The 24,958-nt window shown below is 71.5% G+C and carries 25 protein-coding genes; 21 read left to right on the top strand and 4 right to left on the bottom strand.

What is annotated here, in order from left to right; genetic code table 11:
- Window positions 1–156 precede the first annotated feature (156 nt).
- From AB0E24_RS11120 to AB0E24_RS11050, 15 genes are all read left to right on the top strand, one after another.
- The gene (locus tag AB0E24_RS11120) at window positions 157–585 is read left to right on the top strand and encodes a ribonuclease (protein ID WP_359376167.1); all 429 of its coding nucleotides are present in this window, start codon (window positions 157–159) and stop codon (window positions 583–585) included.
- A 275-nt stretch (window positions 586–860) separates the two neighbouring features.
- Entirely contained in the window at window positions 861–1,829 is a 969-nt protein-coding gene (locus tag AB0E24_RS11115) for a sugar kinase (protein WP_079259369.1), read from the top strand.
- Between the two features lie 258 nt (window positions 1,830–2,087).
- The gene (locus AB0E24_RS11110; RefSeq protein WP_069867078.1) at window positions 2,088–2,741 is read left to right on the top strand and encodes a bifunctional 4-hydroxy-2-oxoglutarate aldolase/2-dehydro-3-deoxy-phosphogluconate aldolase; all 654 of its coding nucleotides are present in this window, start codon (window positions 2,088–2,090) and stop codon (window positions 2,739–2,741) included.
- Between the two features lie 249 nt (window positions 2,742–2,990).
- Complete coding sequence (locus AB0E24_RS11105) at window positions 2,991–3,890, top strand: transporter substrate-binding domain-containing protein (protein ID WP_359376163.1); 900 nt, start codon at window positions 2,991–2,993, stop codon at window positions 3,888–3,890.
- A 171-nt stretch (window positions 3,891–4,061) separates the two neighbouring features.
- On the top strand, window positions 4,062–4,712 hold the full coding sequence (locus AB0E24_RS11100) for a TetR/AcrR family transcriptional regulator (RefSeq protein ID WP_079259370.1): 651 nt from the start codon (window positions 4,062–4,064) through the stop codon (window positions 4,710–4,712).
- A gap of 282 nt (window positions 4,713–4,994) precedes the next feature.
- On the top strand, window positions 4,995–5,633 hold the full coding sequence (locus AB0E24_RS11095; protein ID WP_359376160.1) for an HAAS signaling domain-containing protein: 639 nt from the start codon (window positions 4,995–4,997) through the stop codon (window positions 5,631–5,633).
- A 152-nt stretch (window positions 5,634–5,785) separates the two neighbouring features.
- Window positions 5,786–6,553, top strand: a complete 768-nt coding sequence (locus tag AB0E24_RS11090; protein WP_093701010.1) for a GntR family transcriptional regulator — start codon at window positions 5,786–5,788, stop codon at window positions 6,551–6,553.
- A 282-nt stretch (window positions 6,554–6,835) separates the two neighbouring features.
- The gene (locus AB0E24_RS11085) at window positions 6,836–7,825 is read left to right on the top strand and encodes a sugar ABC transporter substrate-binding protein (protein WP_359376157.1); all 990 of its coding nucleotides are present in this window, start codon (window positions 6,836–6,838) and stop codon (window positions 7,823–7,825) included.
- A complete protein-coding gene (locus AB0E24_RS11080; RefSeq protein ID WP_069867073.1) occupies window positions 7,822–8,874 on the top strand; it encodes an ABC transporter permease in 1,053 nt (350 codons plus the stop codon). Before AB0E24_RS11085 ends, AB0E24_RS11080 begins: the two co-directional genes overlap by 4 nt.
- Window positions 8,871–9,719: an ATP-binding cassette domain-containing protein gene (locus AB0E24_RS11075; protein ID WP_093701008.1), complete on the top strand. Its 849-nt coding sequence runs from the start codon at window positions 8,871–8,873 to the stop codon at window positions 9,717–9,719. The genes AB0E24_RS11080 and AB0E24_RS11075 overlap by 4 nt, the downstream gene beginning before the upstream one ends.
- A 227-nt stretch (window positions 9,720–9,946) precedes the next feature.
- Entirely contained in the window at window positions 9,947–11,101 is a 1,155-nt protein-coding gene (locus tag AB0E24_RS11070) for an ROK family glucokinase (protein ID WP_069867071.1), read from the top strand.
- The gene (locus tag AB0E24_RS11065) at window positions 11,098–11,817 is read left to right on the top strand and encodes a hypothetical protein (RefSeq protein ID WP_359376154.1); all 720 of its coding nucleotides are present in this window, start codon (window positions 11,098–11,100) and stop codon (window positions 11,815–11,817) included. Before AB0E24_RS11070 ends, AB0E24_RS11065 begins: the two co-directional genes overlap by 4 nt.
- A 65-nt stretch (window positions 11,818–11,882) precedes the next feature.
- Entirely contained in the window at window positions 11,883–13,169 is a 1,287-nt protein-coding gene (gene pcaDC, locus AB0E24_RS11060; protein WP_359376151.1) for a bifunctional 3-oxoadipate enol-lactonase/4-carboxymuconolactone decarboxylase PcaDC, read from the top strand.
- A 125-nt stretch (window positions 13,170–13,294) separates the two neighbouring features.
- The gene (locus AB0E24_RS11055) at window positions 13,295–13,942 is read left to right on the top strand and encodes an MBL fold metallo-hydrolase (RefSeq protein WP_351371233.1); all 648 of its coding nucleotides are present in this window, start codon (window positions 13,295–13,297) and stop codon (window positions 13,940–13,942) included.
- Between the two features lie 145 nt (window positions 13,943–14,087).
- Entirely contained in the window at window positions 14,088–14,867 is a 780-nt protein-coding gene (locus AB0E24_RS11050) for an exodeoxyribonuclease III (RefSeq protein WP_359376148.1), read from the top strand.
- A 75-nt stretch (window positions 14,868–14,942) separates the two neighbouring features.
- Here AB0E24_RS11050 and AB0E24_RS11045 read toward each other — a convergent pair whose 3' ends face one another.
- On the bottom strand, window positions 14,943–16,751 hold the full coding sequence (locus AB0E24_RS11045) for an SGNH/GDSL hydrolase family protein (protein ID WP_359376145.1): 1,809 nt from the start codon (window positions 16,749–16,751) through the stop codon (window positions 14,943–14,945).
- 154 nt (window positions 16,752–16,905) lie between these two features.
- On the opposite strand from AB0E24_RS11045, the gene AB0E24_RS11040 reads away from it, so the two are divergent.
- The 5 genes from AB0E24_RS11040 (at window position 16,906) to AB0E24_RS11020 (ending at window position 21,134) form a co-directional block, all read left to right on the top strand.
- On the top strand, window positions 16,906–17,346 hold the full coding sequence (locus AB0E24_RS11040) for a DUF6278 family protein (RefSeq protein ID WP_069867214.1): 441 nt from the start codon (window positions 16,906–16,908) through the stop codon (window positions 17,344–17,346).
- A gap of 588 nt (window positions 17,347–17,934) precedes the next feature.
- Window positions 17,935–18,681: an amino acid ABC transporter ATP-binding protein gene (locus AB0E24_RS11035; RefSeq protein WP_069867067.1), complete on the top strand. Its 747-nt coding sequence runs from the start codon at window positions 17,935–17,937 to the stop codon at window positions 18,679–18,681.
- A 17-nt stretch (window positions 18,682–18,698) separates the two neighbouring features.
- Entirely contained in the window at window positions 18,699–19,613 is a 915-nt protein-coding gene (locus AB0E24_RS11030; RefSeq protein ID WP_370685071.1) for a glutamate ABC transporter substrate-binding protein, read from the top strand.
- Window positions 19,614–19,623: 10 nt separating this feature from the next.
- Window positions 19,624–20,268 (top strand): amino acid ABC transporter permease, encoded by a 645-nt coding sequence (locus tag AB0E24_RS11025; RefSeq protein WP_069867066.1) that lies wholly within the window; start codon window positions 19,624–19,626, stop codon window positions 20,266–20,268.
- Window positions 20,265–21,134: an amino acid ABC transporter permease gene (locus AB0E24_RS11020; RefSeq protein WP_359376142.1), complete on the top strand. Its 870-nt coding sequence runs from the start codon at window positions 20,265–20,267 to the stop codon at window positions 21,132–21,134. The genes AB0E24_RS11025 and AB0E24_RS11020 overlap by 4 nt, the downstream gene beginning before the upstream one ends.
- A 22-nt stretch (window positions 21,135–21,156) precedes the next feature.
- Here the strand turns inward: AB0E24_RS11020 and AB0E24_RS11015 are convergent, their stop codons facing one another.
- From AB0E24_RS11015 to AB0E24_RS11005, 3 genes are all read right to left on the bottom strand, one after another.
- Window positions 21,157–22,806: an alpha/beta fold hydrolase gene (locus tag AB0E24_RS11015; RefSeq protein WP_359376140.1), complete on the bottom strand. Its 1,650-nt coding sequence runs from the start codon at window positions 22,804–22,806 to the stop codon at window positions 21,157–21,159.
- A 310-nt stretch (window positions 22,807–23,116) separates the two neighbouring features.
- Window positions 23,117–23,422 (bottom strand): DUF6204 family protein, encoded by a 306-nt coding sequence (locus AB0E24_RS11010; RefSeq protein ID WP_359376137.1) that lies wholly within the window; start codon window positions 23,420–23,422, stop codon window positions 23,117–23,119.
- On the bottom strand, window positions 23,410–24,063 hold the full coding sequence (locus tag AB0E24_RS11005) for a TetR/AcrR family transcriptional regulator (protein ID WP_359376134.1): 654 nt from the start codon (window positions 24,061–24,063) through the stop codon (window positions 23,410–23,412). The genes AB0E24_RS11010 and AB0E24_RS11005 overlap by 13 nt, the downstream gene beginning before the upstream one ends.
- 91 nt (window positions 24,064–24,154) lie before the next feature.
- On the opposite strand from AB0E24_RS11005, the gene AB0E24_RS11000 reads away from it, so the two are divergent.
- Window positions 24,155–24,934, top strand: a complete 780-nt coding sequence (locus AB0E24_RS11000) for an ABC transporter ATP-binding protein (protein WP_079259378.1) — start codon at window positions 24,155–24,157, stop codon at window positions 24,932–24,934.
- Window positions 24,935–24,958: the final 24 nt, after the last annotated feature.

The raw sequence follows: 24,958 nt of genomic DNA, 5'->3' as shown, positions 1-24,958 counted from the left end.
GCCAGCCTTGACCTCTGAGGCAAAAGTTTTGCCCGAGAGGCAAAGGTTACGCTTCCGTTACCTCTTCTGACGCTTCGCGCAGTTCTTGTGAACTCCCGGCGAACGGCGACGACTTGGGATTGACACACCAGCGTCTACGCGCGTCATGCTATCCGTATGACAATCCCCCCACGGATCGCCCGCATCGGTGCCCTCGGCGCCCTCGTCTCGACGCTGATCATCGGCGGTACGGCCACCGCGGCCACCGCCGTCACCGCGTCGGCATCGCAGACCGTTGCGTCGTCGCAGGTCATCGCGGCCGTTGGCGATATCTGCTACTCGGACCTGCCGTCCCAGGCCCATGACACCCTCGACCTGATCGAGCAGGGCGGCCCCTACCCGTTCCCCCAGGACGGCACCGTCTTCCAGAACCGTGAAGGCATCCTGCCGTCCCAGTCCTCCGGCTACTACCACGAGTACACCGTGATCACCCCGGGCTCGGACGACCGTGGCGCCAAGCGCATCGTGACCGGTAACAAGACGGACGAGGACTACTACACGTCCGACCACTACGCCTCGTTCGACCTGGTCGACTACGGCTGCTGACGCGGCCCCACCGAAGACCGCCACCCCCCGCCCTGCGGCCGCTGCCCCCACCGGGGCAGCGGCCGCAACAGGGTGACGGCCCGTCCGCCCAGCCGGTCCGTCCGTCCGCCGGTCCGTCCGCCGGTCCGCTTGTCCTTCCGCCCCCGCCCGCCTGCCCGTTGCCCGCCCGTTCGCCTCGCTCTACGCCCCGAAACGGTCACCGCCCGGGAACCCCGAGCGGGCCATTGTCGTTCCTTCCCGATACCGTCTCGGTAGCAGCGGACGTGCGGGGAGGCATGGTGGCGAACGGTCCGGAAGTGGTCACGTGCGGAGAGGCCATGCTCCTCCTGCTCGCCGAACCCGGGGTTCCGCTGGACCGGGCCATGCATTTCCGCAGGTCGGTGGCGGGGGCTGAATCCAATGTGGCCGTGGGCCTCGCTCGGCTCGGCCATGGTGTGCGCTGGCTCGGCCGGGTCGGTGCCGATCCCGCGGGGGAGGCGGTGCTGCGCGAGCTGCGCGCCGACTGTGTGGATGTCGCCCACGCGATCGTGGACGACCACGCCCCCACCGGGCTGCTGATGCGGGACAGCCACGCGTACCGCGCCATCGATGTGCAGTACTACCGCATGGGGTCGGCCGCCTCCCGGCTGACGCCCGAGCAGATACGCCCCGAGGCCCTCCACGGCACCCGGTTGCTGCACCTGTCCGGGATCACGCCGATGCTCTCGCCGACCGCGGCGGCCGCGAGCCGCCGCCTGGTGGAGCTGGCCCGGGAGGCCGGGGCCAGGGTCTCCTTCGATCCGAACGTACGGCACAAGCTGGGCGGCGCGGCGCAGTGGGCCCAGACGGCGGGCCCGTTGCTGCGCGACGCCGATATCGTCCTCGCGGGCGAGGACGAGTTGGAGCTGCTGACCGCCCAACCCGCCGACGAGGCCGCGCGGGAGCTGCTGCGCGGCGGGGCCGACGAGGTCGTGATCAAGCGCGCCGACCACTCCTCGACCGTTCTCACCGCGGACGGCAGCTGGGATCAACTGCCCCATGCGGTGCCGGTCGTCGACCCGATCGGGGCCGGTGACGGCTTCACGGCCGGCTATCTGTCGGCGCGTCTGCGCGGGCTGCACGAGGACCAGGCGCTCGCCGAGGCGGCGTGCGTGGCCGCCCTGGTCGTCCAGGCCGCCACCGATACGGACGGGCTGCCCACCGCCGCCGCGCGGGACCGGGCGCTCGCCGAGCTGTCCAAGGGCGGGGATCCGGCATATCGCTGAGCCGCCCCGCCGTAGCCACGGACCACCCGGAGGGCGCGGACACCGCGCACAACAGCGCACAACACAGACAACACACATAGCAGCCACAGCACGGAGCAGCACGGACAGCACCGGTAACACCGACCAGCCCGATACCGATCCACCAAGCGCATCACAGCACCGCACATCGTCCACCGCACACCGAAAACGCCGCATATCCCGGAGGCAAGCCGGGGCGGCATCGCCAGCAGCACTGGGAGAGGAAAGGCGGCGACCGCCGTGTACCGCTGGGAGATCACCCGGGCCGCGCTCGCGCAGCGCGTTCTCGCCATCGTCCGCAGCGACAGCTACGACCACGCCCACGCCACGGCGGACAGTCTGCTCTCCGCCGGTATCACCAGCCTGGAGATCTCGCTGACCACGCCCTTCGCCCTGGAGGCGGTCACCACCCTGATCCGGGAGGTCGGCGATGACGCGGTGATCGGCGCGGGCACGGTGCTCGATGCCGCCTCGGCCCGGATGGCGGTGGACGCGGGCGCCCGCTTCCTCGTCTCACCGAGCCTGGACCCCGAGGTCATCCGCACCGGTCACCGCTACGGCCTGCCGGTCTTCCCCGGCGTGGCCACACCCACCGAGGCGGTGCGCGCGATGGAGCTGGGCGCGGACGCCCTGAAGCTCTTCCCCGCCTCCGCCTACGGGCCCCGATGGGTCAGCGATGTACGGGCCGCGCTGCCGCAGGCCGCCGTGATCCCCACCGGCGGGGTGACCCTGGCCGAGGCCCCGGACTGGATCGCGGCCGGGGCCGTCGCCTGCGGAATGGGCTCGGCGCTGTCCGAGGGCGACCGGGACACCGTGGGCAAGCGCGCCGCCGAGCTGCTGGCCCGTCTCGCGGATGTGGCGCCACCGCTGGACTCGGCCCAGGAGTTGTTCTGACGGCGGTGCATGAGCCGTTCCGACCGGCGGCCCGCAAGCCGTTCCGGCGGCGTCGTGCGAGCCTTACGGCGACATGCGAGCTGTAAGGACGCCGACACGCGAGCCGTAAGGACGGCGGCACGCGAGCCGTAACGGCGGCGGGATCCGGCCGGTGGTCAACGGCTTCCCGTGGGACGGGACTTCTGCCACCCTGAGCGCGCTGTGATCATGCGGCTCGTAGCGGCCGCCCGCCCGCGCCCAGGAGGTGCCGTGAGACGTACCGTCACGCTGTCCGCCCTCGCCGCCATGCTCGCCGTCACCGCCGCAGGTTCGGCACTGGCCGTCGGCACGGCGTCGAAGCCCACCTCGAAGTCCACGTCGAAGCCCGAGTCGAAGGCCGAGTCGGCGCGGGCGTCCGCCGCCGACCGCGCTCGGCAGCAGCGCGGCACCCGGCTGGACCGGGTGCCCGAGCGCGGCGTGCTCAAGGTGTGCACCACGGGCGACTACCGGCCCTTCAGCCATCGCGACCCCACGTCCGGCGCCTACACCGGTATCGACATCAAGATGGCCGGGGATCTCGCCAAGAGCCTGGACGCCAAACCGGCGTTCGTGCCCACCACCTGGGCCACCTTGGTGGACGACCTCGTCGCCGGGCGCTGCGACGTCGGCATGGGCGGGGTGTCGGTGACCCTGGAACGCGCCCGTAAGGCGTACTTCAGCGAGCCGTACCTCACCGACGGCAAGACACCGATCGTGCGCTGCGAGGACAAGGACAAGTACCGCACGCTGGAGGAGATCGACAAACCGGGCGTACGGGTGGTGGTCAACCCGGGCGGCACCAATGAGCAGTTCGCCCGAGCCCATGTCGAACAGGCCACCCTCACCGTCCATCCGGACAACACCACGATCTTCGACGAGATCATCGAGGGCCGCGCCGATGTGATGATGACGGACGCCAGCGAGACCCGCTACCAGTCCGCCATCCACCCGGAGCTGTGCGCGGTCCACCCCGACGAGCCGTTCTCGTTCTCCGAGAAGGCGTACGCCCTGCCACGCGGCGACGCGCAGTTCAAGGAGTACGTCGACCAGTGGGTCCATCTGGCCACGCACGACGGCACGTACCAGAAGTACGAGGGTGAATGGATGAAGCAGATGAAGCAGATGAAGTAGATGAAGCAGATGAAGCGGATGAAACGGTCGAAGCGCTGAAGCCGTTGGAGCCGCCGAAGCCCTGAGCGGGCAGTGCGGCGGCGGACGCCCGGCGGCTGAAAATCTCGGCACCGGTGTACGACTCTCGCGTCCGCCGCCCTTCCGCGGCGCCCGGAGCGGGAAGATGGCCCCATGAGTCCCGCCCATCCCGTGCGCCGCCGCTCGGACGCCGTCGCCAACCGCGCCGCCCTCCTCGACGCGGCCGAGCGGGTCCTGCTCCGTGACGGGCCCGCCGTGCCGCTGGACGTGGTGGCGCGCGAGGCCGGGGTCGGCATCGCCACGCTGTACCGGAACTTCGCCGACCGCGAGGAGCTGTACGCGGCCGTCACCCACCGCTCCTACGCGCTCGTGGCCGCCCTCGCCCAGGAGGCGGAGGACAGCGCGGCGCCGCCGCTGGACGCGCTGGCCGGTTTCCTGGACCGGCTCCTCGCCGAATGCCGCCACCTCGCCCTGCCGCTGCTCGGCGGCCCTCTACCGGAGGACGGGGGCGATCCCCTCGGCCCGCGGATCTCCCGGTCGCTGGCGGCCGTTCTGAAGCGGGGCGTCGACGACGGTTCGATCCGCCCCGACGCCACCGCGGCCGACCTCGTGGTCACCGGCGCGATGCTCGCGCCCGCCCAACTCCCGCCCGAAGCCTGGGGCCGCGCCGCCCGCCGTATCGCCGCGCTCGTCCTGGACGGTCTGCGCGCCCGCTCCGACACCGTCCGGCTCCCGGCCGGGCTCACCGGGACCGAACTGGACCGGGCCATGACCCGTGGCGGGGGCGAGGCACCGGCCTACTGAGCGCTCCGCTGGACGTGCCCTGACCTGCCGTCGATCGTCCGCGACGCCGTTGCGGCCGGTCGCGCCCGCGCGGCGGAGCCGCATATCGGTCGCGGCCCCGCGCCCCTTCGGGGCGCCACCGAACCGCCGCCGACTTCCGCCGAGCCGCGTAGCCTGTCGACCGCAGCGGGATGCGCATTTGCGCGAATCCGGGCGCGGCTCCCGTGCGGGTGCTACACGCTGACGGATGCCGGTTGTAACGCCCTGGACCGGTGACCGTTTCCTCGTACCCGGAGAGACGACATGAGCAGTCCCCTCAGCCACCCCCTCGTGCGGACCTTTCTGTCCTCGGTCGAGCGGCGGACCGCGGCGCTGCCCGCCGCGTGGCGGGAGGAGTTGCTCGAGGATCTGCGCGAGGAGATCGCGGCGGCGCTGGCGGACGACCGGGACGGTGATGCCGCCGGGGAACCCGCCGGGGACCACGACACGATCGGCGAGGAGCGGGTGCGGCGGGTGCTCGACTGGATCGGAACCCCGGAGGAGATCGCGGCGGACGCGCTGGCCGAGGAGTCCGGCAGCATCCCACCCGAACCGGAGAACGTCGGCGCCACCTGGACGACGCTCGGCATCGCCGTGCTGCCCGTGCCGCTGTGCCTGGTCCCGGGGGTCGGCATACCGCTGGGGCTGGTCGCCGCGCTCGGCGCGCTGGTCCGGCTGTGGCGGTCCGCGCCGTGGGCGCGGCACGAGAAGCGGCAGGCCACCCTGTTCGTCCTGTCGCCCCTGGTGACGGTGCCGGTGCTGGCGGCGGCCCTCTCCCTGGCGTTCGACGGGATCACCGCCCCCGCGTTCGTGGCCTCCTTGCTGATAGCGCTCACCCTGCCGGTGGCCGGCGCGATACGGCTGGCCCGGTCCGCCGCCCGGCTGCGTGAACGGACCTGGTAGGGCGGGTAGGGCAGCCGGCAGGGCGGGTAGGCCCAAGCGATCGGTCGACAGCGTTGTCGGCCCCGTGGGGCCGCCTGTGCGTAGTTTGTCCGGACAACAGAACTTCACGACTTCCCGTCATGTGCTCATCCGGATACCCTCAGCCCGTGGCTATGGAGGAAGAAGACTCTTCGGGCGGGGCGGAGGCGCTCCAGCTCAGCGTCGATCGCAGCAGTCCGGTCCCGCTGTACTTCCAGCTGTCCCAGCAGCTCGAGGCGGCGATCGAGCAGGGGCGGCTGGCGCCCGGGAGCCTGCTGGGCAATGAGATCGAGCTGGCCGGGCGGCTCGGGCTGTCCCGCCCCACCGTCCGGCAGGCCATTTCGTCGCTGGTCGACAAGGGGCTGCTGGTGCGCCGCCGGGGCGTGGGCACGCAGGTGGTGCACAGCCAGGTCAAGCGTCCGCTGGAGCTGAGCAGCCTCTACGACGACCTGGAGGCGGCCGGTCAGCGCCCCGCCACCCGGGTGCTGCGGAACACCACCGAGTCCGCGACCGCCGAGGTGGCCGCCGCGCTCGGCATCGCCGAGGGCGCCGAGGTGGTGCTGATCGAGCGGCTGCGGCTGGCGCACGGCGAGCCCATGGCCCATCTGCGCAACCACCTCCCCGTGGGCCTGCTCAAGCTGGACAGCGCCGAGCTGGAGGACACCGGGCTCTACCGGCTGATGCGCGCCGCCGGGATCACCCTGCACAGCGCCCGCCAGGCGGTCGGCGCCCGTGCGGCCACCGAGGAGGAGGGGAAGCAGCTCGGGGAGCCGGCGGGCGCGCCCCTGCTGACCATGGAGCGCACGACCTTCGACGACACCGGCCGGGCCGTGGAGTTCGGCTCGCACATCTACCGGGCCTCGCGCTACGCCTTCGAGTTCCAGCTGCTCGTACGCCCCTGAACCCCGCGTCGCACCCCGCGGGCGGCCCGCGTCGCACCGCGCTTCCACCCGCGCCGGGCCCTTTTGTCCTTGACGTGTGCCGCGTCCCCGGTTACAAGTCCTCCAGCCGTACGGGCGCCGGGCCGCTGACCACCCCGGAAGTCCCGGCGAGTACCGGTGACGGATACTTGGGCGGCGGCCGGGACCGATCATGCGGTACCCGGCCGTGAAGGTGACAGCGGGACGAACACACAGTGAGAAGGGCGGGTCTTCGTGGCGAAGTTGCGGAGAGGGGCGCGCGCGATGACCGCGGCCGTGCTCGCGGCGGTGCTGGGTACGGCGTTGGCGGCGTGCAGCGATACGGGCGGCAAGCGCGCCGAGGAGCGGGCGGCCCGGGAGGCGGCCGCCGGGGGACGGGCCGCGGTCAACACCCCGAAGTGGACCTTCGCCATGGTCACCCACTCCGGCGACGGCGACACCTTCTGGGACATCGTCCAGAGCGGTGCCAAGCAGGCCGCGGTCAAGGACAACATCAGGTTCCTCTACGCCCACAACGAGGAGGGCAAGGAGCAGGCCCAGCTGGTCCAGTCCTACCTCGATCAGAAGGTCGACGGCCTGATCGTCACCCTCGCCAAGCCCGACGCCATGAAGTCCGTGATGAAGAAGGCGCAGAAGGCCGGGATACCGGTGATCACCGTCAACTCCGGCTCCGAGGTGTCCAAGGCGTTCGGCGCGCTCACCCACGTCGGCCAGGACGAGGCCATCGCGGGCGAGGCCGTCGGCGACGAGCTCGACAAGCGGGGCCGCGAGAAGGTGCTGTGCGTGATCCACGAGCAGGGCAACGTGGGCCTGGAGCAGCGCTGCGACGGCGCGGCCAAGACCTTCGACGGCAAGATGGAGAAGATCTACGTCGAGGGCACCAACATGCCCGATGTGCAGTCCTCGATCGAGGCCAAGCTCCAGTCGGACAAGGGCATCGACACCGTGGTCACCCTCGGCGCGCCCTTCGCGGACACCGCGGCCAAGGCCGCCGACTCGGCGGGCAGCAAGGCCGAGATCGACACCTTCGACCTCAACGCCAAGGTGGCCGCCTCGCTCCAGAGCGGCAAGCTGGGCTTCGCCGTGGACCAGCAGCCGTACCTCCAGGGCTATGAGGCAGTGGACCTGCTGTGGCTCAACCGCTACAACGCCGATGTGCTCGGCGGCGGCAAGCCGGTGCTCACCGGTCCGCAGATCATCACCAAGGACGACGCCGCCGAGCTCGCGGCGTACACGAAGCGGGGGACCCGATGAGCGCGGAGGCACCGCCCGCCGAAGAGGAGCTCTCGTCCCCGCGGCCGGTGCGCGGCTCGCTGCCGCGGCGGCTGGTGGGCCGGCCGGAACTGGGCGCGGTCGTCGGCGCGGTGGCCGTCTTCGTCTTCTTCTCGGCCGTCGCCGACGCCTTCCTCCAGTGGTCCAGCTTCAGCACCGTGCTGTACGCCTCCTCGACCATCGGGATCATGGCGGTGCCGGTGGCGCTGCTGATGATCGGCGGGGAGTTCGATCTGTCGACCGGGGTCCTGGTGACCAGTTCGGCGCTGATCTCCTCGATGTTCTCGTACCAGATGACGGCGAACGTATGGGTCGGCGTCGGGGTGTCCCTGCTGGCCACCCTCGCGATCGGCTTCTTCAACGGCTATCTGCTGGTCCGCACCAATCTGCCGAGCTTCATCATCACGCTCGGCACCTTCCTGATCCTCCAGGGCTGCAACCTCGGCTTCACCAAGCTGATCAGCGACACCGTCTCCACCAAGAGCATCGCCGACATGGAGGGCTTCCCCTCCGCCCACAAGGTCTTCGCCTCGCATCTGACCATCGGCGACGTCGAGGTGCAGATCACCGTCCTGTGGTGGTTCGCCCTGATCGCGCTCGCCACCTGGATCCTGCTGCGCACCCGCGCCGGAAACTGGATCTTCGCGGTGGGCGGCGCCAAGGAGGCGGCCCGCGCGGTCGGCGTACCGGTGGCGCGCACCAAGATCGGCCTCTATCTGGGCGTCGCGCTGGCCGCCTGGATCTCCGGCCAGCATCTGCTGTTCAACTACGACGTGGTCCAGTCCGGCGAGGGCGTGGGCAATGAGCTGCTCTACATCATCGCCGCCGTCATCGGCGGCTGTCTGCTGACCGGTGGCTACGGCTCGGCGGTCGGCGCGGCCGTCGGCGCGTTCATCTTCGGCATGACCAACAAGGGCATCGTCTACGCGCAGTGGGGCGCCGACTGGTTCAAGTTCTTCCTCGGGGCGATGCTGCTGCTCGCCACACTGCTCAACTGGTGGGTCCGCAAGCGGGCGGAGGAGAGCAAATGAGTACGTCCCAGACATCCGAGACATCTCCGGCATCCCGGACGGCCCTGGTCGCCTTGCGCGACATCAGCAAGTACTACGGCAATGTCCAGGCCCTGGACGGCGTCTCCCTCGAGGTGCACGCCGGGGAGATCACCTGCGTCCTCGGGGACAACGGTGCGGGCAAGTCCACCCTCATCAAGATCGTCGCCGGGCTGCACCAGCACGACGGCGGCACCTTCACCATCGAGGGGGAGGAGACCCGGCTCGGCTCCCCGCGCGAGGCCCTCGACCGCGGTATCGCCACGGTCTACCAGGATCTGGCCGTGGTCCCGCTGATGCCGGTGTGGCGGAACTTCTTCCTCGGTTCCGAGATCCATAAGGGCCGCGGCCCGCTCCGGCGCCTCGATGTGGCGGCGATGCGCGCCACGACCCACCGCGAACTGCTGCGCATGGGCATCGAGCTGCACGATGTCGACCAGCCCATCGGCACCCTCTCCGGCGGTCAGCGCCAGTGCGTGGCCATCGCCCGCGCCGTCCACTTCGGGGCGAAGGTGCTGATCCTCGACGAGCCGACGGCGGCGCTGGGCGTCAAGCAGTCCGGGGTCGTGCTCAAGTACGTCGCGGCCGCCCGGGACGCGGGCCTCGGGGTGGTCCTCATCACCCACAACCCGCACCACGCCTATCTCGTCGGCGACCGCTTCGTCCTGCTCAAGCGGGGTGCCATGGCGGGCAGCCACGCCAAGGACGAGATCGCCCTGGAGGAGCTCACCCGGCAGATGGCGGGCGGCAGCGAGCTGGAGCAGCTCAGCCATGAGCTGGCCCGCACCCCCGCCCCCGATCTCTCGGGAGGGGTCGCCAAGGGCTGAGCGGCCGGGCCGTCGGCCGTGTTCTGGTGCTTCCCATGGGCTTCGCGCCGTAGGCTCGCCATGCGGCATGAGGCGCGGGTGAGGCACAATCGCACGGCGGGCCACACCCGCCACGACCGACGCACCCGAGGCCCCGCGGCCTCCCGAGACCCCCGCAGGGACGACGAACTCTTGCGAGCACGTACCCGCAGCGACCGCACCCCCCACACCGGCGAGGGGGCCGGCCGATGAGCATCTACCGCGAACGAGTGCACCGGGGCTCGGCCCGGGCCACCGTGCTGCGGACCGTCGGCACCCGTGAGCGCCGCTCGCACCTCAGCGCGCCCCGGGTGCCCACGGTCGGCATCGACATCGGCGGCACCAAGGTGATGGCCGGGGTGGTCGACGCCGACGGCAACATCCTCGAGAAGCTGCGCACCGAGACCCCGGACAAGTCCAAGAGCCCCAAGGTCGTCGAGGACACCATCACCGAGCTGGTGCTGGACCTCTCCGACCGGCACGATGTGCACGCCGTGGGCATCGGCGCCGCGGGCTGGGTGGACGCCGACCGCAACCGCGTGCTGTTCGCGCCGCATCTGTCCTGGCGCAACGAACCGCTGCGCGACCGGCTCGCGGAGCGGCTCGACGTCCCGGTCATGGTCGACAACGACGCCAACGCCGCCGCGTGGGCGGAGTGGCGGTTCGGCGCCGGGCGCGGCGAGGACCATCTCGTCATGATCACCCTCGGCACCGGGATCGGCGGTGCGATCCTGGAGGACGGCCAGGTCAAGCGCGGCAAGTACGGGGTCGCCGGGGAGTTCGGCCATATGCAGGTCGTCCCGGCCGGCCACCGCTGCCCCTGCGGCAACCGCGGCTGCTGGGAGCAGTACAGCTCCGGCAACGCCCTCGTCCGCGAGGCCCGGGAGCTGGCCGCCGCCGAGTCCCCGGTGGCGTACGGGATCACCGACCGGGTCGGCGGCAACATCCAGGAGATCACCGGACCGCTGATCACCGAGCTGGCCCGCCAGGGCGACGCCATGTGCGTCGAACTGCTCCAGGACATCGGCCAGTGGCTCGGCGTCGGCATCGCCAACCTCGCCGCCGCCCTCGACCCCTCCTGCTTCGTCATCGGCGGAGGCGTCAGCGCCGCCGACGATCTGCTGATCGGCCCCGCCCGGGACGCCTTCCGGCGCACCCTCACCGGCCGCGGCTACCGGCCGGAGGCCCGGATCGTCAAGGCGCAGCTGGGCCCCGAGGCCGGGATGGTCGGCGCGGCCGACCTCGCCCGGCTGGTGGCCCGTCGCTTCCGGCGCGCCAACCGCCGCCGCGTCGAGCGGTACGAGCGCGCCGGGTCCTACTCCCCGCTGCGGCTGGCGCCGCGCAGCCAGGCGGGCCGCGAGTGACCGCCGCCGAGCAGCACCCCGGCCCCGCGATGCCCCCGGCCGACGGCGTTCGCCCGACCGACGGCATGCGCCCCGGCGGCCCCACGCCCGGTGGACCCGCCTCCGGAGGACCGGCTCCCGGAGGACCCGCCCCCGGCGGGCTCACACCCGGTGGCCCCACGCCCGGCGGACCCACATCCGGCGGGCCGACTCCCGGCGGTGGCCGTCCGCCCCGCCGCTGGCTCAAGGCCCTGGTCGTCTTCCTGCTGATCGCCATCCCGGCGGGCTATCTGGTGATCTCCGCCCTCCAGAGCCGCAACGGCGGTGAGGACAAGGCGGAGGCGGCGTCGGCCAAGGGGCTCAGCGCGGGCTATCCGACGCGGGTGCAGCGGCGCATATACGACGTGCCGGTGCCGCCCCACTCCAAGAAGGTCGCGTTCTACGAGACCAACTCCTGGAAGGTCAGCTCGCTGTACGTGCAGTTCGTCACGGACCGCGATGGTCTCGACGCCTTTCTGGCCAAGATCGGCACCCGTCGCTCCGCCCTGGCGGAGGGCGAGGTGACCATCACCGGCGACCAGGCGAAGAAGGTCGGCTGGCAGGTCGGAGCGGCCGGTCACGACTGGGCCGGGATGGTGCTCAAACAGAAGGATCCGCAACCGAAACTGAGGATCACGGTCAAGTTCGACAGCCCGGAACATCCGAAGGTTTACGTGGTCTCCACGGTTACGCCGTAGGTCCTTCACGTCCTGGGCGCATCGCGCCCGAAAACCCCGCCGCTCGTGTCGGATACCGTTTTCGGGTGAGCGAGACGAAGACACTTCAGTACCGGACCGATGGACCCGAGGACGGGCCCGTGCTCGTCCTCGGACCGTCGTTGGGCACCACCTGGCATATGTGGGATCGCCAGATACCCGAACTCTCCCACCACTGGCGCGTCCTCCGCTTCGACCTCCCCGGCCACGGCGGCGCGCCCGCCCATCCGGCCGCCTCCGTGGCCGAGCTCGCCACCCGGTTGCTGGCCACCCTGGACCAGCTCGGCGTGGAGCGCTTCGGCTACGCGGGCTGCTCGATCGGCGGGGCCATCGGCGCGGAACTCGCCCTGCGACATCCCCATAGAGTGGGCTCACTGGCCCTCGTCTCCGCCTCCCCGCGCTTCGGCAGCGCCGACTCCTTCCGGCAGCGCGGCGTCGTGGTCCGCACCAACGGCCTCGACCCGATCGCCCGCGCCACCCCGGAGCGCTGGTTCACCCCCGATTTCGCCGCCGCCCAGCCCGCCATCGTCGACTGGGCCGTCCAGATGGTCCGCACCACCGACCCCGGCTGCTACATCGCCGCGTGCGAGGCCCTCGCCGCCTTCGACGTCTGCGCCGAGCTCAGCCGGATCGGCGTCCCCACCCTCGTGGTGGCCGGTGCCGACGACCAGGTCACCCCGCCCGCCGACGCCCGCGTCCTGGTCGCCGGAATAGCGGACGCACGGCTCGCGCTGGTCCCCGGCGCCTCCCATCTCACCCCCGTCGAACAGCCGATGGCCGTCACCGATCTGCTGGTGCGCCACTTCTCCAGCTCCTGGCAGAGCGCGGACCACCCGACCGGGATGACCGCGGTCCCCGCGCCGCCGCCCAAGCCCGTGATCTCGCCCGTACAGCCCGGCGCCGAGGTCGTCGAATACGGCCACCATGTGCCCGATCCGTTGCTGGACACCCGCTCCGACGCGTACGACCAGGGCATCAAGGTGCGCCGCGAGGTGCTCGGCGACGCCCATGTGGACCGGGCGCAGTCCCTGGCCGACGAGTTCACCGACGACTTCCAGGACTTCATCACCCGCTACGCGTGGGGCGAGGTGTGGACCCGGCCCGGTATCGACCGGCGGACCCGCAGCGTGGTCACCCTCACCGCCCTCGCCGCCCGCGGCCATCTCGACGAACTCGCCTTCCACACCCGGGCCGCGCTGCGCAACGGGCTGACCCCCACCGAGATCAAGGAAGTGCTGCTGCACACCGGGGTCTACTGCGGGGTGCCGACCGCCAACTCCGCCTTCGCCGTGGCCCAGCGGATCATCCGCGAGGAGACGAGCCCGGAGGGCTGAGCGCCCCGCCGGAAGTGCCGCATGTCGATACAGCCCCGCGTCCCTTCAGGGCGCTGCCGAACCATGGCGGACTTCCTCCGACCCGTTCAGTACGGCCAAGGGGTCCCGGTAGCACAATGATCTCCATGAAGCTCACCAAGAAGGGCCATTCCTGCGTCCGGATCGAGAAGGACGAGCAGACGCTCGTCATCGACCCCGGGACCTTCAGCGAAGAGGACGCCGCGGTCGGCGCGGACGCGATCCTGGTCACCCACGAGCACTTCGACCACTTCAACGAGGAGCGGCTGCGCACGGCGCTCGACGACAACCCCGACGCCCAGATCTGGACGCTCCACAGCGTCGCCCACCACATCTCAGCGGCGTTTCCCGGTCGGGTGCACACCATCGGGGAGGGCGACACCTTCAGCGCGGCGGGATTCGACATCGAGGTGCACGGCCAGCTGCACGCCATCATCCACCCCGACATCCCCCGGATCACCAATGTGGGCTATCTGCTGGACGGCACGCTCTTCCACCCCGGCGACGCGCTCACCGTGCCCGCCGGGCACCGGGTGGACACGCTGATGCTGCCGGTACACGCCCCCTGGAACAAGTTCGCCGAGATCCTCGACTACGTCCGCGCGGTCGACCCGCGCCGGGCCATCGACATCCACGACGCCCTGCTGTCCGACCTCGCGCACACGGTCTACGGCCGGATGCTGGGCCCCGACGGCCCCGGCACGGGCGGGGCCGAGCACCTGCGGCTGACATCGGGCGAATCCCTCGCCCTCTGAGGGGCGGCTCCCGGGCGGGGGCGGGCGTCCTACGAGGACTGTGCTCCGAGGACTGTCCTACGAGGGCCGTTCCACGAAGGCCGTTCCAAGGGCCGTCCTACGAGGGCCGGGCGGGCTGTCGGAGGCGGGATGTAAGTTGTGCCCTATGCGCATCGCGACCTGGAACGTCAATTCGATCACCGCCCGGCTGCCCCGGCTGCTCGCCTGGCTGGAGAACAGCGGCACGGACGTCCTGTGCGTCCAGGAGACCAAGTGCGCCGAGTCCGCCTTTCCGTACGAGCCGCTGCGCGAGCTCGGCTACGAGGCCGCGGTCAACGCCACCGGACGGTGGAACGGAGTGGCGCTGCTCTCCAAGGCGGGCCTCACCGACGTCACCGTCGGCCTCCCCGGCGGCCCGGACTACGACGGCGGCCAGGAGCCGCGGGCGATAGGCGCCACCTGCGGCCCGGTCCGCCTCTGGTCGGTCTATGTGCCCAACGGCCGGGAGATCGGCCACCCCCACTACGACTACAAGCTGCGCTGGCTGGAGGCGCTGCGCACCACCGTCGCCCAGGACGCGGCCGGTGAGCGCCCCTTCGCCGTCCTCGGCGACTTCAATGTGGCGCCCACCGACGAGGACGTCTGGGACCGCGCCGCCTTCGACGGCCTGACCCATGTGACGGACCTGGAGCGCGAGGCCCTGGCCGCGCTGCGCGACTCGGGGCTCTCGGACGTGGTGCCGCGGCCGCTGAAGTACGACCGCCCCTTCACCTACTGGGACTACCGGGAGCTGGGCTTCCCCAAGAACCGCGGAATGCGGATCGACCTGGTCTACGGCAACGAGCCGTTCGCCAAGGCCGTCGGCGACGCGTATGTGGACCGCGAGGAGCGCAAGGGCAAGGGCGCCTCCGACCACGCCCCGGTCGTCGTCGACCTGGAGGTGTGACCCGCCTCGGCGGAGCGCCCTTGCCTCGAAGGGGGAGCGCCCTCGCCTCGAAGGGGGAGCCCTCGCGGCTCCCCCTTACCCCACCAGCTTCCGCAGGTCGATCGAGTCGGCCAGCGCCCGCAGCCCCGCGTCCCCCGGATGCAGATGGTCCCCGCTGTCGTAGGCGGGCAGGATGCGCGCCGGGTGTTCGGGGTCCCGGACCACCGCGTCGAAGTCCAGCACGGCGTCGAACACCCCGCCGCTGTCGCGGATGAAGGCGTTGACGGCCGAGCGCCGCACATCCGCGTCCGCCGTGCACAGCGACTCGCCCTCGCACGGCGCGATCGTCGCCCCGATCACCCGCAGCCCGCGCTCACGCATCCGCGCCGCGACCGACCGCAGACCCGCGATCAGCTCCTCGGCCGAGCTGCCCCACCGCAGATCGTTGATGCCCTGGAAGACAACGACCGTACGGGCCCCGGTCTGGGCGAGCACATCCCGCTCCAGCCGGTGCCGAGTGCTGACCCCGCCGGTGTCCGTGGAGACGCCCTCGCCCGGATAGCGGTCGGCGACCACGCGGTTGGCCGAGATGCCCGCGTTGAGCACCCCGTACGCCGGAACCTCGGACTGGCCGAGCAGCCGGCGCGAGAGCACATCGGGCCAGCGGCGGTTGGCGTCATTGGTGGACTTGGTGCCGTCGGTGATCGAGTCGCCGAGCGCCACCACCGAACCCGGCCCGCCCCGCACATCGATCCCGGTCAGGAACGGCCAGGTGGTGAGGGTGCCGGTGAAGGACTCGGCGCCCGTGTCACCGGTCCGGTCACCGCTGCCCGCCGCGCTCAGATACGACCGCTGGGTGGCCTGGCTGTGCACCGGCACCGCCTCGACCGGATCCGGCAGATGGATGCTCACCAGCAGATTGGCGTCCGCCGGAACCGGGAAGTCCACCGGATCGCTGAACGCCTGCGCACCCGCGGGGATCGCGGTCCCCGGCCGCCCGCCGAAGGTCAGCGGCACCGGTGCGCCCTGCGCCGACGCACCGCTCGCCTGGAGCGCGACCGTCGCCCGGCCGATCCGTACGGGCGACGCGGCGAAGGTGTTCTCCAGCCGGATCCGGGCCCCCGGCCCGCCCGCGCTGGTGTGCACCACCAGCCGCAGCGTCTGATCGGTCCACGGCCCGACCTTGGTGTACCCGGCGGTGCTCGCCGCCCAGCTCCCGGTCCAGCCGTACGCGGGCCGCCGCAGCGCCGCGGCGAAGACATGGAGGTCGGCCGCCGGGCCCGGATCCCTCGGCAGCACCACCGACGCGACCTCCCGGCCGCGCTCCAGCGGCACCGTCACCGCGTACAGCCGGGCCGTCTCCTGCCGCTGCCCGGCGGCGGTGTTGAGATGGGGCAGGCCGACGGCCTTGGTGGCGGCGGGGCCGGCCCGCCAGTCCGGTGCGCTCAGCGTGTACGGACGGCTCGAACCGTCGCGGTAGCGCACCGCCCCGACACCGCTCGCCCCGGCGCCGGGCCCGTTCGGCGAACTGCTCGCCACCAGGAACGTCAGCGCCTCGCCGCGTCCGCGCAGCCGCACCGCCTGTCCGTCGGCGATCACGTTGTCGGGCCGTGCCCCCGCGCTCCTCGGCCAGGTCAGCCGCGCCGCGTCCAGGGCGATATCACGCCCCGGGGTCCAGCCGGCGGCCCCCAGATCCTGTGCGGAGAGCGAGGCGCCCGCGCCGTCGAAGTCCGCGTCACCCGGCCGGGTGTCATCGCTGACCGCCCTGTTGTCGAAAAGCCGCTCCAAAGGGAGCGGCTTGTGGGCCGGTACGCCGGCCGGTGCGGCGGGGGAGGGTGCCAGGAGTGCGAGGGTGACACCTCCCGCGATGGTCCCGGCCGCTGCCCACGGTCTCGCGACGCGCATAAGTGTCCCCTCTCGCAACCAACCTGACCGGTGATTCGACAGGCGCGGGAAGAACGTAGAAAGGCGGGTGGGTGTCGTCAAGACAAGCAACGCGTCACGGCTCGCGCCGCGCGCCCTGTGGTGCGCCGGTGGCCTGGATGCCACGCTGAGCGGTATGAACATCTCCTTCTTGGGCAACTGGCGCAAGCGACGTGGCCCCGCCTCGGGTACCGCCCTGATGGGCGCCCAGGAGGAGGACCCCCAGGGCGTCGCCCAACTGCTCTCCGAGTGCGAACTGCTGCGTGCGCGGGCCGCGGACGCGGGTATCGGGCTCGATGACTCCACGGCCTCCCTGGAGGCGCTGGACCAGATGGCGCCGCGCTGGCGCGACGACCCGGACGAGCTGACCTGGCTCGGCAACGACGCCGGTCTCTACCTCGGCACGGTCATCGTCCGCACCGTCCCCGGCGCCGTCTGGCAGGTGTGGCCCAACGGCCGACCGGTCGTCAGGCTGTCCTCGGGCCGGGAGGTCGACGTCGTGGAGGCGGGCCAGCAGTGGGCCGCCGACGGCGCCCCCGAACTCTCCCGGCGCTACGCGGAGGTCGCCGAGGCTTAGGGGACGTCTGCCGGATCGCGGCCGCCCGCGGCGGGCTGTCCCCGCCCCGCCCCTTCCCGAAACCGGGGCTCCGCCCCGGACCCCGGTCGGACGACCCGGCTGTGTGCGGGTGCCCGCCCGGCTACCCGCCGCGTCGGCGTGCCAACCGAGATCGGCCCGCCGGTGCGGGGTCACGCCCTCGCTGCCCGCTGTGAACAGCGTCTGCCCCGCGGACGCCTGGCCCACTGCTCACCGGTCGGCCGCTCGACCGCCGCGTCGCAGGCGGCGCGGTCGGCGCCCCGGCCGGTGAGCTGAGCGCGGCGACCGTCGGCTCGCCGACCCCCGGGGTCTGGGGCGGAGCCCCACCACGCGGCGGAGCCGCATGTCGATGCTTCGGGAAGGGGCGGGGAGGGGAACAGCCCGCCGCAGGCGGCAAGCCCCCCGGACCCCGTAGACCCTGTCGGGCGGTATCCGCCCATCGGTGCGTGTCCGTACGTAAAGCTCCGCGTTGGTCTGGATAGCTTGCGCTGACCGGAACACAACTGACCGGGGCACAGCTGACCCGGACACAGCCAACCGGGAGACAGCGGAGAGTGGGTGGGGCCGGGTATGGCCGTCGGTGAGCCGTTGATCGAGCTGCGCGGCGTCAACAAGCACTTCGGCGCGCTGCACGTTCTGCGGGACATCGACCTCACCGTCGGGCGGGGCGAAGTGGTCGTGATCATCGGCCCCTCCGGCGGCGGCAAGTCCACCCTGATCCGCACCATCAACCGTCTGGAGACCGTCCAGTCCGGCTCCATCGTCGTCGACGGCCGGCCGCTGCCGGACGAGGGCAAGGAGCTGGCGCGGCTGCGGGCCGAGGTCGGCATGGTCTTCCAGTCGTTCAACCTCTTCGCCCACCGCTCCGTGCTCGCCAATGTGATGCTCGCCCAGACCAAGGTCCGCCGGCGCGGCAAGCAGGACGCCGAGCGGCGCTCCCGCGAACTGCTGGGCCGGGTCGGACTCGCCGACCAGGCCGGGAAGTTCCCCGCCCAGCTCTCCGGTGGCCAGCAGCAGCGGGTGGCCATCGCCCGCGCGCTGGCGATGGACCCTCAGGTGATGCTCTTCGACGAGCCCACCTCCGCCCTCGACCCGGAGATGATCAACGAGGTGCTGGAGGTGATGCGTCAGCTGGCGCGGGAGGGGATGACGATGGTCGTCGTCACCCATGAGATGGGCTTCGCCCGCTCCGCCGCGAACCGGGTGGTCTTCATGGCCGACGGCCGGATCGTCGAGGACCGCATGCCGGAGGAGTTCTTCCGGGCCCCGGAGAGCGAGCGGGCCCGGGACTTCCTGTCCAAGATCCTCAAGCACTGAGCCGGGTGATGACGGACATGAGGCGTCTGCGCCGCGCGACCGCCGCCCTCACCATCGCCCTGGCCCTGCTGCTCATGCCCGGCTGCGGCAAGGAGGGCAGCCCGCCCGCCAAGGGCCCCCGGGCCGGGCAACTGCCCACCTACAAGGTGGACACCGCCTTCCGGCTGCCCGCCTCTCCCACCTGGCGCAGGGCCAAGCGCCGCGGCCATCTCACCGTCGGGGTCAAGGAGGACCAGCCCTATCTGGGCGAGCGGGACCCGGCCACCGGCCGCTACTCGGGATTCGACATCGAGATCGCCCGCATGATGTCCGCCTCCCTCGGCTTCGACCCGAGGACCATCCGGTTCCAGACCATCGCGTCCGCCAACCGCGAGACCGCGCTCCAGAGCGGCCAGATCGACTACTACGTCGGCACCTACACCATCAATCCGCTGCGCAAACGGCTGGTCGGCTTCGCCGGGCCGTACTTCATGGCCGGGCAGTCACTGCTGGTGCGCACCGACGAGAACGACATCCACGGCCCCGCCGACCTCGCGGGCAGGACCGTCTGCTCGGTGGCTGGCTCCACTCCGCTCCAGCGCATCCAGTCCGACTACCCCAAGGCCCATGCGGTCGCCTACGACACCTACTCGGTGTGCGTGGACAATCTGCTCAGCTTCCAGGTGGACGCGGTGACCACCGACAACACCATCCTGCTCGGCTACGCGGCCAAGGCCCCGAACGAGCTGAAGGTGGTGGGCCGCCCCTTCTCCAAGGAGCCGTACGGCATCGGCGTGCCCAAGCGGGACAACGCGCTGCGCTTCGCGCTGGACGACGCGATCCGGACCCATGAGCGCAACGGCAACTGGAAGAAGGCGTACAACGCGACCCTCGGCCTCTCCGGTGTGCCCGCCCCCCAACCGCCCCCCGTCGACCGCTACCGCACCGGCTGAAGGCCATCCCATGGACGTGCTCACCCAGAACTTCTCGCTCTACGGCAAGGGCTTCCTCGGCACCGTGCAGCTGACCGTCTACGCCTCGCTGCTCGCCCTCGCGCTCGGCGTCCTCATGGCCGGATTCCGGGTGGCGCCGGTCGCCTCGCTGCGCGCGTTCGGTACCGGCTGGGTGACCGTGCTCCGCAACACCCCGCTGACGCTGCTGTTCTTCGCGGTGATGCTGGGGCTGCCGCGGTTCGGTCTTGTGCTGCCGTTCACCGTCTTCGCGGTGCTCGCGCTCGGCTGCTACACCTCGGCCTTCATCTGCGAGGCGGTGCGCTCGGGCATCAACACGGTGCCGGTGGGGCAGGGCGAGGCGGCCCGCAGCCTGGGCATGACGTTCGACCAGACGCTGAGCGCGGTGGTGCTGCCACAGGCGTTCCGCTCGGTCATCCCGCCGATCGGCTCGACCCTGATCGCGCTCGCCAAGAACTCCGCCATCGCCGGGTCGTTCAGCGTCACCGAGCTGCTCGGCACCTACAAGCCGCTCAACGAGCGGGGCTACAGCATCATCTGGTCCTTCGTCTGGATCGCCGTCGGGTACCTGATCATCACCCTCGCCATCAGCGCGATCTTCTCCATCCTGGAACGGCGCTGGGGGGTGCGGCGATGACCGCCCCCTCGACCACCGCCCTCTACGACGTCCCCGGGCCCCGCACCCGGCGCCGGCACCGGCTCTACGCGCTGGCCGGGACGACCGTGCTGCTGGCCCTGCTCGGCTGGGTCGTCTATCTCCTCGTCCACACCGGCCAGTTCGCCTACCGCAAGTGGATGCCCTTCGAGTACAAGGGCATCCAGGAGCTGCTGCTGAACGGGCTCGCGGGCACCCTCAAGGCATTCGGCATGGCCGCCGTCCTCTCGCTCGCGCTCGGCGGGGTGCTGGCCGCCGGCCGGCTCTCCGAGCACCGCCCGGTGCGCTGGGTGGCCACGCTGGTGGTGGAGTTCTTCCGGGCGATGCCCGTCCTGGTGATGATCTTCTTCATCTTCGTGGCGCTGAAGGTCCAGCCGCTGCCCGCCCTCGTCACCGGGCTGACGCTCTACAACGGCTCGGTGCTGGCCGAGGTGTTCCGGGCCGGGGTGAACTCGGTGGACCGCGGCCAGCGTGAGGCGGCGTACTCGCTCGGCCTGCGGAAGACCCAGGTCATGATGTCCGTGCTGGTGCCGCAGGGGGTGCGGGCGATGCTGCCGGCCATCATCAGTCAGCTGGTGGTGGCCCTCAAGGACACCTCGCTCGGCTTCCTCATCACCTATGAGGAGTTTCTGCACGCCGGAAAGCTGATCGCGTCCAATCTCGACTACGACCTGCCGTTCATCCCGGTGGTCATGGTGATCTCACCCATCTACATCGGGATGTGCATGCTGCTGTCGTGGTTCGCCAACTGGGTGGCCAAACGGGAGCGGCGCAGCGTGAAGACCCGTCAGGTCGAGGTCGCCGCCGCCGAACCGGCCGCCCCGATGCCGGGGGACACCCGCGGCTGAGCCGGGGCGGCCGGACGGTGTCTCAGTCGCGGACCGGGACCGTGAGGTAGGACGGGTCGGCGTCCGGGGACGAGAACGTGAGATGGGCGCCGTCGGGGTTGTGCTCGATGTAGAGCGGGTCGACGGTGTCCACGACCAGCGCCAGGCGGTGTCCGGCCGGGACGTCGTACGCGGTGGAGAACAGCTCCAGATCCACTCCGAAGGGCGTGCCCGGGGCGCGGTCGTGGAAGGTGAACGGGGCGTTGGTGATGAGCTTGCCGACGCCCAGCGGGCCCACGTCGTAGAGGTAGGCCACCGCCGTGCCGTCGGGGCGGTCGCCGGTCACGGTGGTGTGGAGCTTCACGCTGCCGCGGACGCGCTGTTCGCGCGCGAAGGCCCCGGTCTGCCAGACGGCCGCGTGGGACCGGGACAGCAGCGGGATCGAGACGAGCGGCGGGATCTTCAGGAACTGGTCGAGGGCGCCGCTGAGCAGCACGGTCCCGGCGTTGGCGCCGGAGTCGTGGTTGGCGGTGATCTTCTCGGTGGTGGTGAGCGGGACGCGGCGCTGTCCGGAGGGGACGGCCGACCAGCTCGGGTAGCCCTCGTAGTCGTCGCCGTCCGCCGCCGTACGGGACATCAGCTGCACCGGCTGCTCGGTGTCGATGCCGTTGCGCTCGCCCTTGAGGTAGCGGTCGAGCCACTGCCGGGCGTGGTTCCAGGCGGTGTTGGGCAGGCCGAGCAGCCCGGTGAGCTCGGCGGTGGCGTGGTCGCCGGGCCGCAGCTCCAGCCGCTTGGGGCCGGTCAGCTTGTCGAAGAAGTCGGCGTAGCTGTTGGGCGGGAAGATCGAGTCGCCCCAGGAGTTGCCCAGCATGATGGCCGCGCCGTTGGCGTTGATCCGGTCCAGGTAGGTGGCGGGGGACCGCTTCTTGCCCCAGGCGATCAGGTCCTGCTCCTTGGCGAGGTTGGAGCTGAAGAAGTCCTCGAGGATCTGCCGGAGTTCCTCGCTGGGCCGGCCGGTCAGCTCCCCGGCCCCGCCGAGCAGCCCGGCGGCCTGGGCGTGCTGGGTGCGGCCGCTGTAGATCGAGCCGACCAGGTCCGCCCAGCCGCTCATGGCCACCACGGCCTTGATCCGCGGGTCGGCTCCGGCCGCGAGCAGGCCGATCCCGGCGCCGTAGGAGAGCCCGGCCATGCCGATGTGGTCGGGGTCGGCGGGGGTGTTGGCGAGCGCCCAGTCGATGACCCTGGAGGCGTCGGCGATATCGGGCAGCCCGGCCGTCTCGATCCTCCCGCCGGACTGCCAGAAGCCGCGGGTGTTGTAGGTCAGCACCACATAGCCGGCTTGGGCCAGCTTCTTGGCCTGGGCGAGATATTCGACCTGGGGCAGGGACCAGCTGGTGGGCAGCACGACGAGGGGAAGGCGGCCGGAGGTGTCGGCGTTCGAGGGTGCCACGACGTTGGCGGCCAGACGGACACCGTCGTCGCCGGGGATGTCGACGAACCGTATGGAGACGCCGGAGGCGGCGAGGTCGGCGGTGGCCGTGGTGGCGGCGGCCGCTGTCGGGGTCGGTGTCGGGGCCGGTGTTGTGGCCTGGGCGGCGGGGGCGAGTCCGAAGGCCGCACCGGCCAGGACGGTCACCGAGACGGCGGCGGCGATGGTGGCGGTGGGACGCGGGGCTTTACGGGCAGGGGTCACTGTGGCTCCTGGTGGGGATGCCGTGGGGGCGGGGGAGCACCGGTGCTTGTGACCCGACGGTAACCCCGGGGTTTACCGACGGTAATAGCGCGGTAAGTTACGCCTGGGTAACGATAGAGGCCGAGGTCGGCTGCCGGGGCGGCCCGGCCCGGAGCGCTATCCGGGGGCCGGACCCGCAGGGGTCCGGCCCCGCCGATGCGGAGTCCCGTACGCCGCTGAAGTGCCGTGCTGGCGCGGGGGTTTGACCCGTCGCCGAGCACCGCCCCCGCGAGGTCCGCCCGTCGCCGCGCCTCGCTCGCCCCGCGGGTGTTCAGCCGTGTCTGCCCTTTCGGCGGATCTTGATGTGCCGCATGTCCGTCACCCCGACGCGGAGGATCCGGTGTTGGTAGCCATGCGCGGCAAGCGCCGCGACGGCCCGCTCGGTCGCCTCGGGTTCACCGTCGTCCGGCCCCGCCGGAACCTGGCAACGGAAGGTGAACGCCGAAAGGCTCCGGTCGCAGGTGAACGTGCCCGCCTCGGTGAAGGCCAGCTGGGCGGAGTCGACCGCGGTGCGCAGCGCCTCGCGCTCGTCCTCGCCCAGCTCCTCGAAGGCGCCGCGGATGGTCACTCGGAACACGGTCGCTCCTCCCGTACGGCGTAGCCCAGCATCGGCGCGCCGAGCATCTCCTCGATGGCGTCGAGGAGTTCCGTCACGGCCTTGGCGATGGTGCCGGGGCGCTCTCCCGCCGTGACGCGGCGGCCGACCTCGCCGAAGATCAGTGAGTGATAGCCGCTGATCTGGGCGGCCACCACGCGCGGCAGCGGATCCTCCGGCGCCGCGCCGGTCTCCTCGGCGAGTACGGCGGCCAGTTCGTCGTTCATCCGGTGGCCCAGTTCCTCCAGCCGGGCGACCAGCGTGGGAGCCCCGCGCATCATCGCGAAGAACGGGCCGAAGCCCTCGGTGAGCCCCAGTGAGCGGTCGCGGCGCTCCACCTCCTCGCGCAGCCGGTCCAGCACCGCCTGCGCGGCGGACCGGCCGGGCGGGCGCTCGCGCACGATCTCGGCGAGCCGCCGCGGGGACGCCTGGTCGGGCGGCAGGACCAGGTCCTCCTTGGCCGGGAAGTAGTTGTAGACGGTGTTGACGGACACCTCGGCCGCCTCGGCGACCTCGGCGACCGTGACCCGGTCGAAGCCCCGCTCCATGAACAGGCCGGTGGCCACGTCCGCGATCCGCCGGCGCGTACGGCGTTTGTGCTTCTCCCGCAGTCCTTCGCTCATGGCCGTCAGTGTATCCCGTTGCAAACTTGCATCTGCCTGAGAGTTTTAAGTCCATTGCAAGTTTGGAGCCCGTTGTGCTCTGATCGTGGGCATGTCCTCATCCGTCATCCGCGTTCGCGGTCTCACCCGGACCTTTTCGCCGGCCAGCGGGCCCGTGCACGCAGTCCGCGGTATCGATCTGACCGTCGGCCGCGGCGAGATCCTCGGCTTCCTCGGCCCCAACGGGGCCGGTAAGACCACGACCCTGCGCATGCTCACCACCCTGCTGCCGCCCAGCGGGGGCGAGGCCGAGATCGCGGGCCGCGATCTGCTGCGCGATCCGGCGGGCGTACGCCGGCGGATCGGCTATGTGGCCCAGTCGGGCGGCCTGGACCCCGCGTGCTCCGTACGCGAGGAGCTGGTCACCCAGGGCCGGCTGCATCTGATGTCCAAGGGGGAGGCGGCCGGGCGTGCCGCCGAACTCGCCGCCGACCTCGGCCTTTCGGGGCTCATGGACCGCCCGACCGGCGCCCTCTCCGGCGGTCAGCGCCGCCGGGTGGAGATCGCGCTGGGCCTGGTCAACCGGCCCCGAGTGCTCTTCCTCGACGAGCCCACCACCGGTCTCGACCCCGGCAGCCGGGCCGAGCTGTGGGACCTGGTGCGGCGCGTCCGCGCCGAGCACGCCACCACGGTCTTCCTCACCACCCACTACCTGGACGAGGCCGACGCGCTCGCCGACCGGATCGTGGTCGTGGACGCGGGGCGGATCGTCGCCGAGGGCACCTCCGCCGAGCTCAAGCGCCGCCATGCGGGCGATCCGGGCGCCAGCCTCCAGGACGCCTTCCTCGCCATCACCGGCCGGGCCACGGCCGGTCAACCCCTCGCCATCTGAGCCATCTGAGCCATCCGACGCATC

Origin of the sequence: Streptomyces malaysiensis subsp. malaysiensis (assembly GCF_040653035.1) — a bacterium.
Lineage (GTDB): Bacteria > Actinomycetota > Actinomycetes > Streptomycetales > Streptomycetaceae > Streptomyces > Streptomyces malaysiensis.
The sequence above is the reverse complement of the archived record's forward strand: the minus strand, read 5'-3'. Positions and strand labels throughout refer to the sequence as shown.

Bases quoted from the DNA above. Each gene is read 5' to 3' on its own strand.
- AB0E24_RS11120 (WP_359376167.1), top strand. From the start codon at position 157: ATGACAATCCCCCCACGGATCGCCCGCATCGGTGCCCTCGGCGCCCTC.
- AB0E24_RS11115 (WP_079259369.1), top strand. From the start codon at position 861: ATGGTGGCGAACGGTCCGGAAGTGGTCACGTGCGGAGAGGCCATGCTC.
- AB0E24_RS11100 (WP_079259370.1), top strand. From the start codon at position 4,062: ATGAGTCCCGCCCATCCCGTGCGCCGCCGCTCGGACGCCGTCGCCAAC.
- AB0E24_RS11095 (WP_359376160.1), top strand. From the start codon at position 4,995: ATGAGCAGTCCCCTCAGCCACCCCCTCGTGCGGACCTTTCTGTCCTCG.
- AB0E24_RS11090 (WP_093701010.1), top strand. From the start codon at position 5,786: ATGGAGGAAGAAGACTCTTCGGGCGGGGCGGAGGCGCTCCAGCTCAGC.
- AB0E24_RS11085 (WP_359376157.1), top strand. From the start codon at position 6,836: ATGACCGCGGCCGTGCTCGCGGCGGTGCTGGGTACGGCGTTGGCGGCG.
- AB0E24_RS11080 (WP_069867073.1), top strand. From the start codon at position 7,822: ATGAGCGCGGAGGCACCGCCCGCCGAAGAGGAGCTCTCGTCCCCGCGG.
- AB0E24_RS11075 (WP_093701008.1), top strand. From the start codon at position 8,871: ATGAGTACGTCCCAGACATCCGAGACATCTCCGGCATCCCGGACGGCC.
- AB0E24_RS11070 (WP_069867071.1), top strand. From the start codon at position 9,947: ATGAGCATCTACCGCGAACGAGTGCACCGGGGCTCGGCCCGGGCCACC.
- AB0E24_RS11055 (WP_351371233.1), top strand. From the start codon at position 13,295: ATGAAGCTCACCAAGAAGGGCCATTCCTGCGTCCGGATCGAGAAGGAC.
- AB0E24_RS11050 (WP_359376148.1), top strand. From the start codon at position 14,088: ATGCGCATCGCGACCTGGAACGTCAATTCGATCACCGCCCGGCTGCCC.
- AB0E24_RS11045 (WP_359376145.1), bottom strand. From the start codon at position 16,751: ATGCGCGTCGCGAGACCGTGGGCAGCGGCCGGGACCATCGCGGGAGGT.
- AB0E24_RS11040 (WP_069867214.1), top strand. From the start codon at position 16,906: ATGAACATCTCCTTCTTGGGCAACTGGCGCAAGCGACGTGGCCCCGCC.
- AB0E24_RS11035 (WP_069867067.1), top strand. From the start codon at position 17,935: ATGGCCGTCGGTGAGCCGTTGATCGAGCTGCGCGGCGTCAACAAGCAC.
- AB0E24_RS11030 (WP_370685071.1), top strand. From the start codon at position 18,699: ATGAGGCGTCTGCGCCGCGCGACCGCCGCCCTCACCATCGCCCTGGCC.
- AB0E24_RS11025 (WP_069867066.1), top strand. From the start codon at position 19,624: ATGGACGTGCTCACCCAGAACTTCTCGCTCTACGGCAAGGGCTTCCTC.
- AB0E24_RS11020 (WP_359376142.1), top strand. From the start codon at position 20,265: ATGACCGCCCCCTCGACCACCGCCCTCTACGACGTCCCCGGGCCCCGC.
- AB0E24_RS11005 (WP_359376134.1), bottom strand. From the start codon at position 24,063: ATGAGCGAAGGACTGCGGGAGAAGCACAAACGCCGTACGCGCCGGCGG.
- AB0E24_RS11000 (WP_079259378.1), top strand. From the start codon at position 24,155: ATGTCCTCATCCGTCATCCGCGTTCGCGGTCTCACCCGGACCTTTTCG.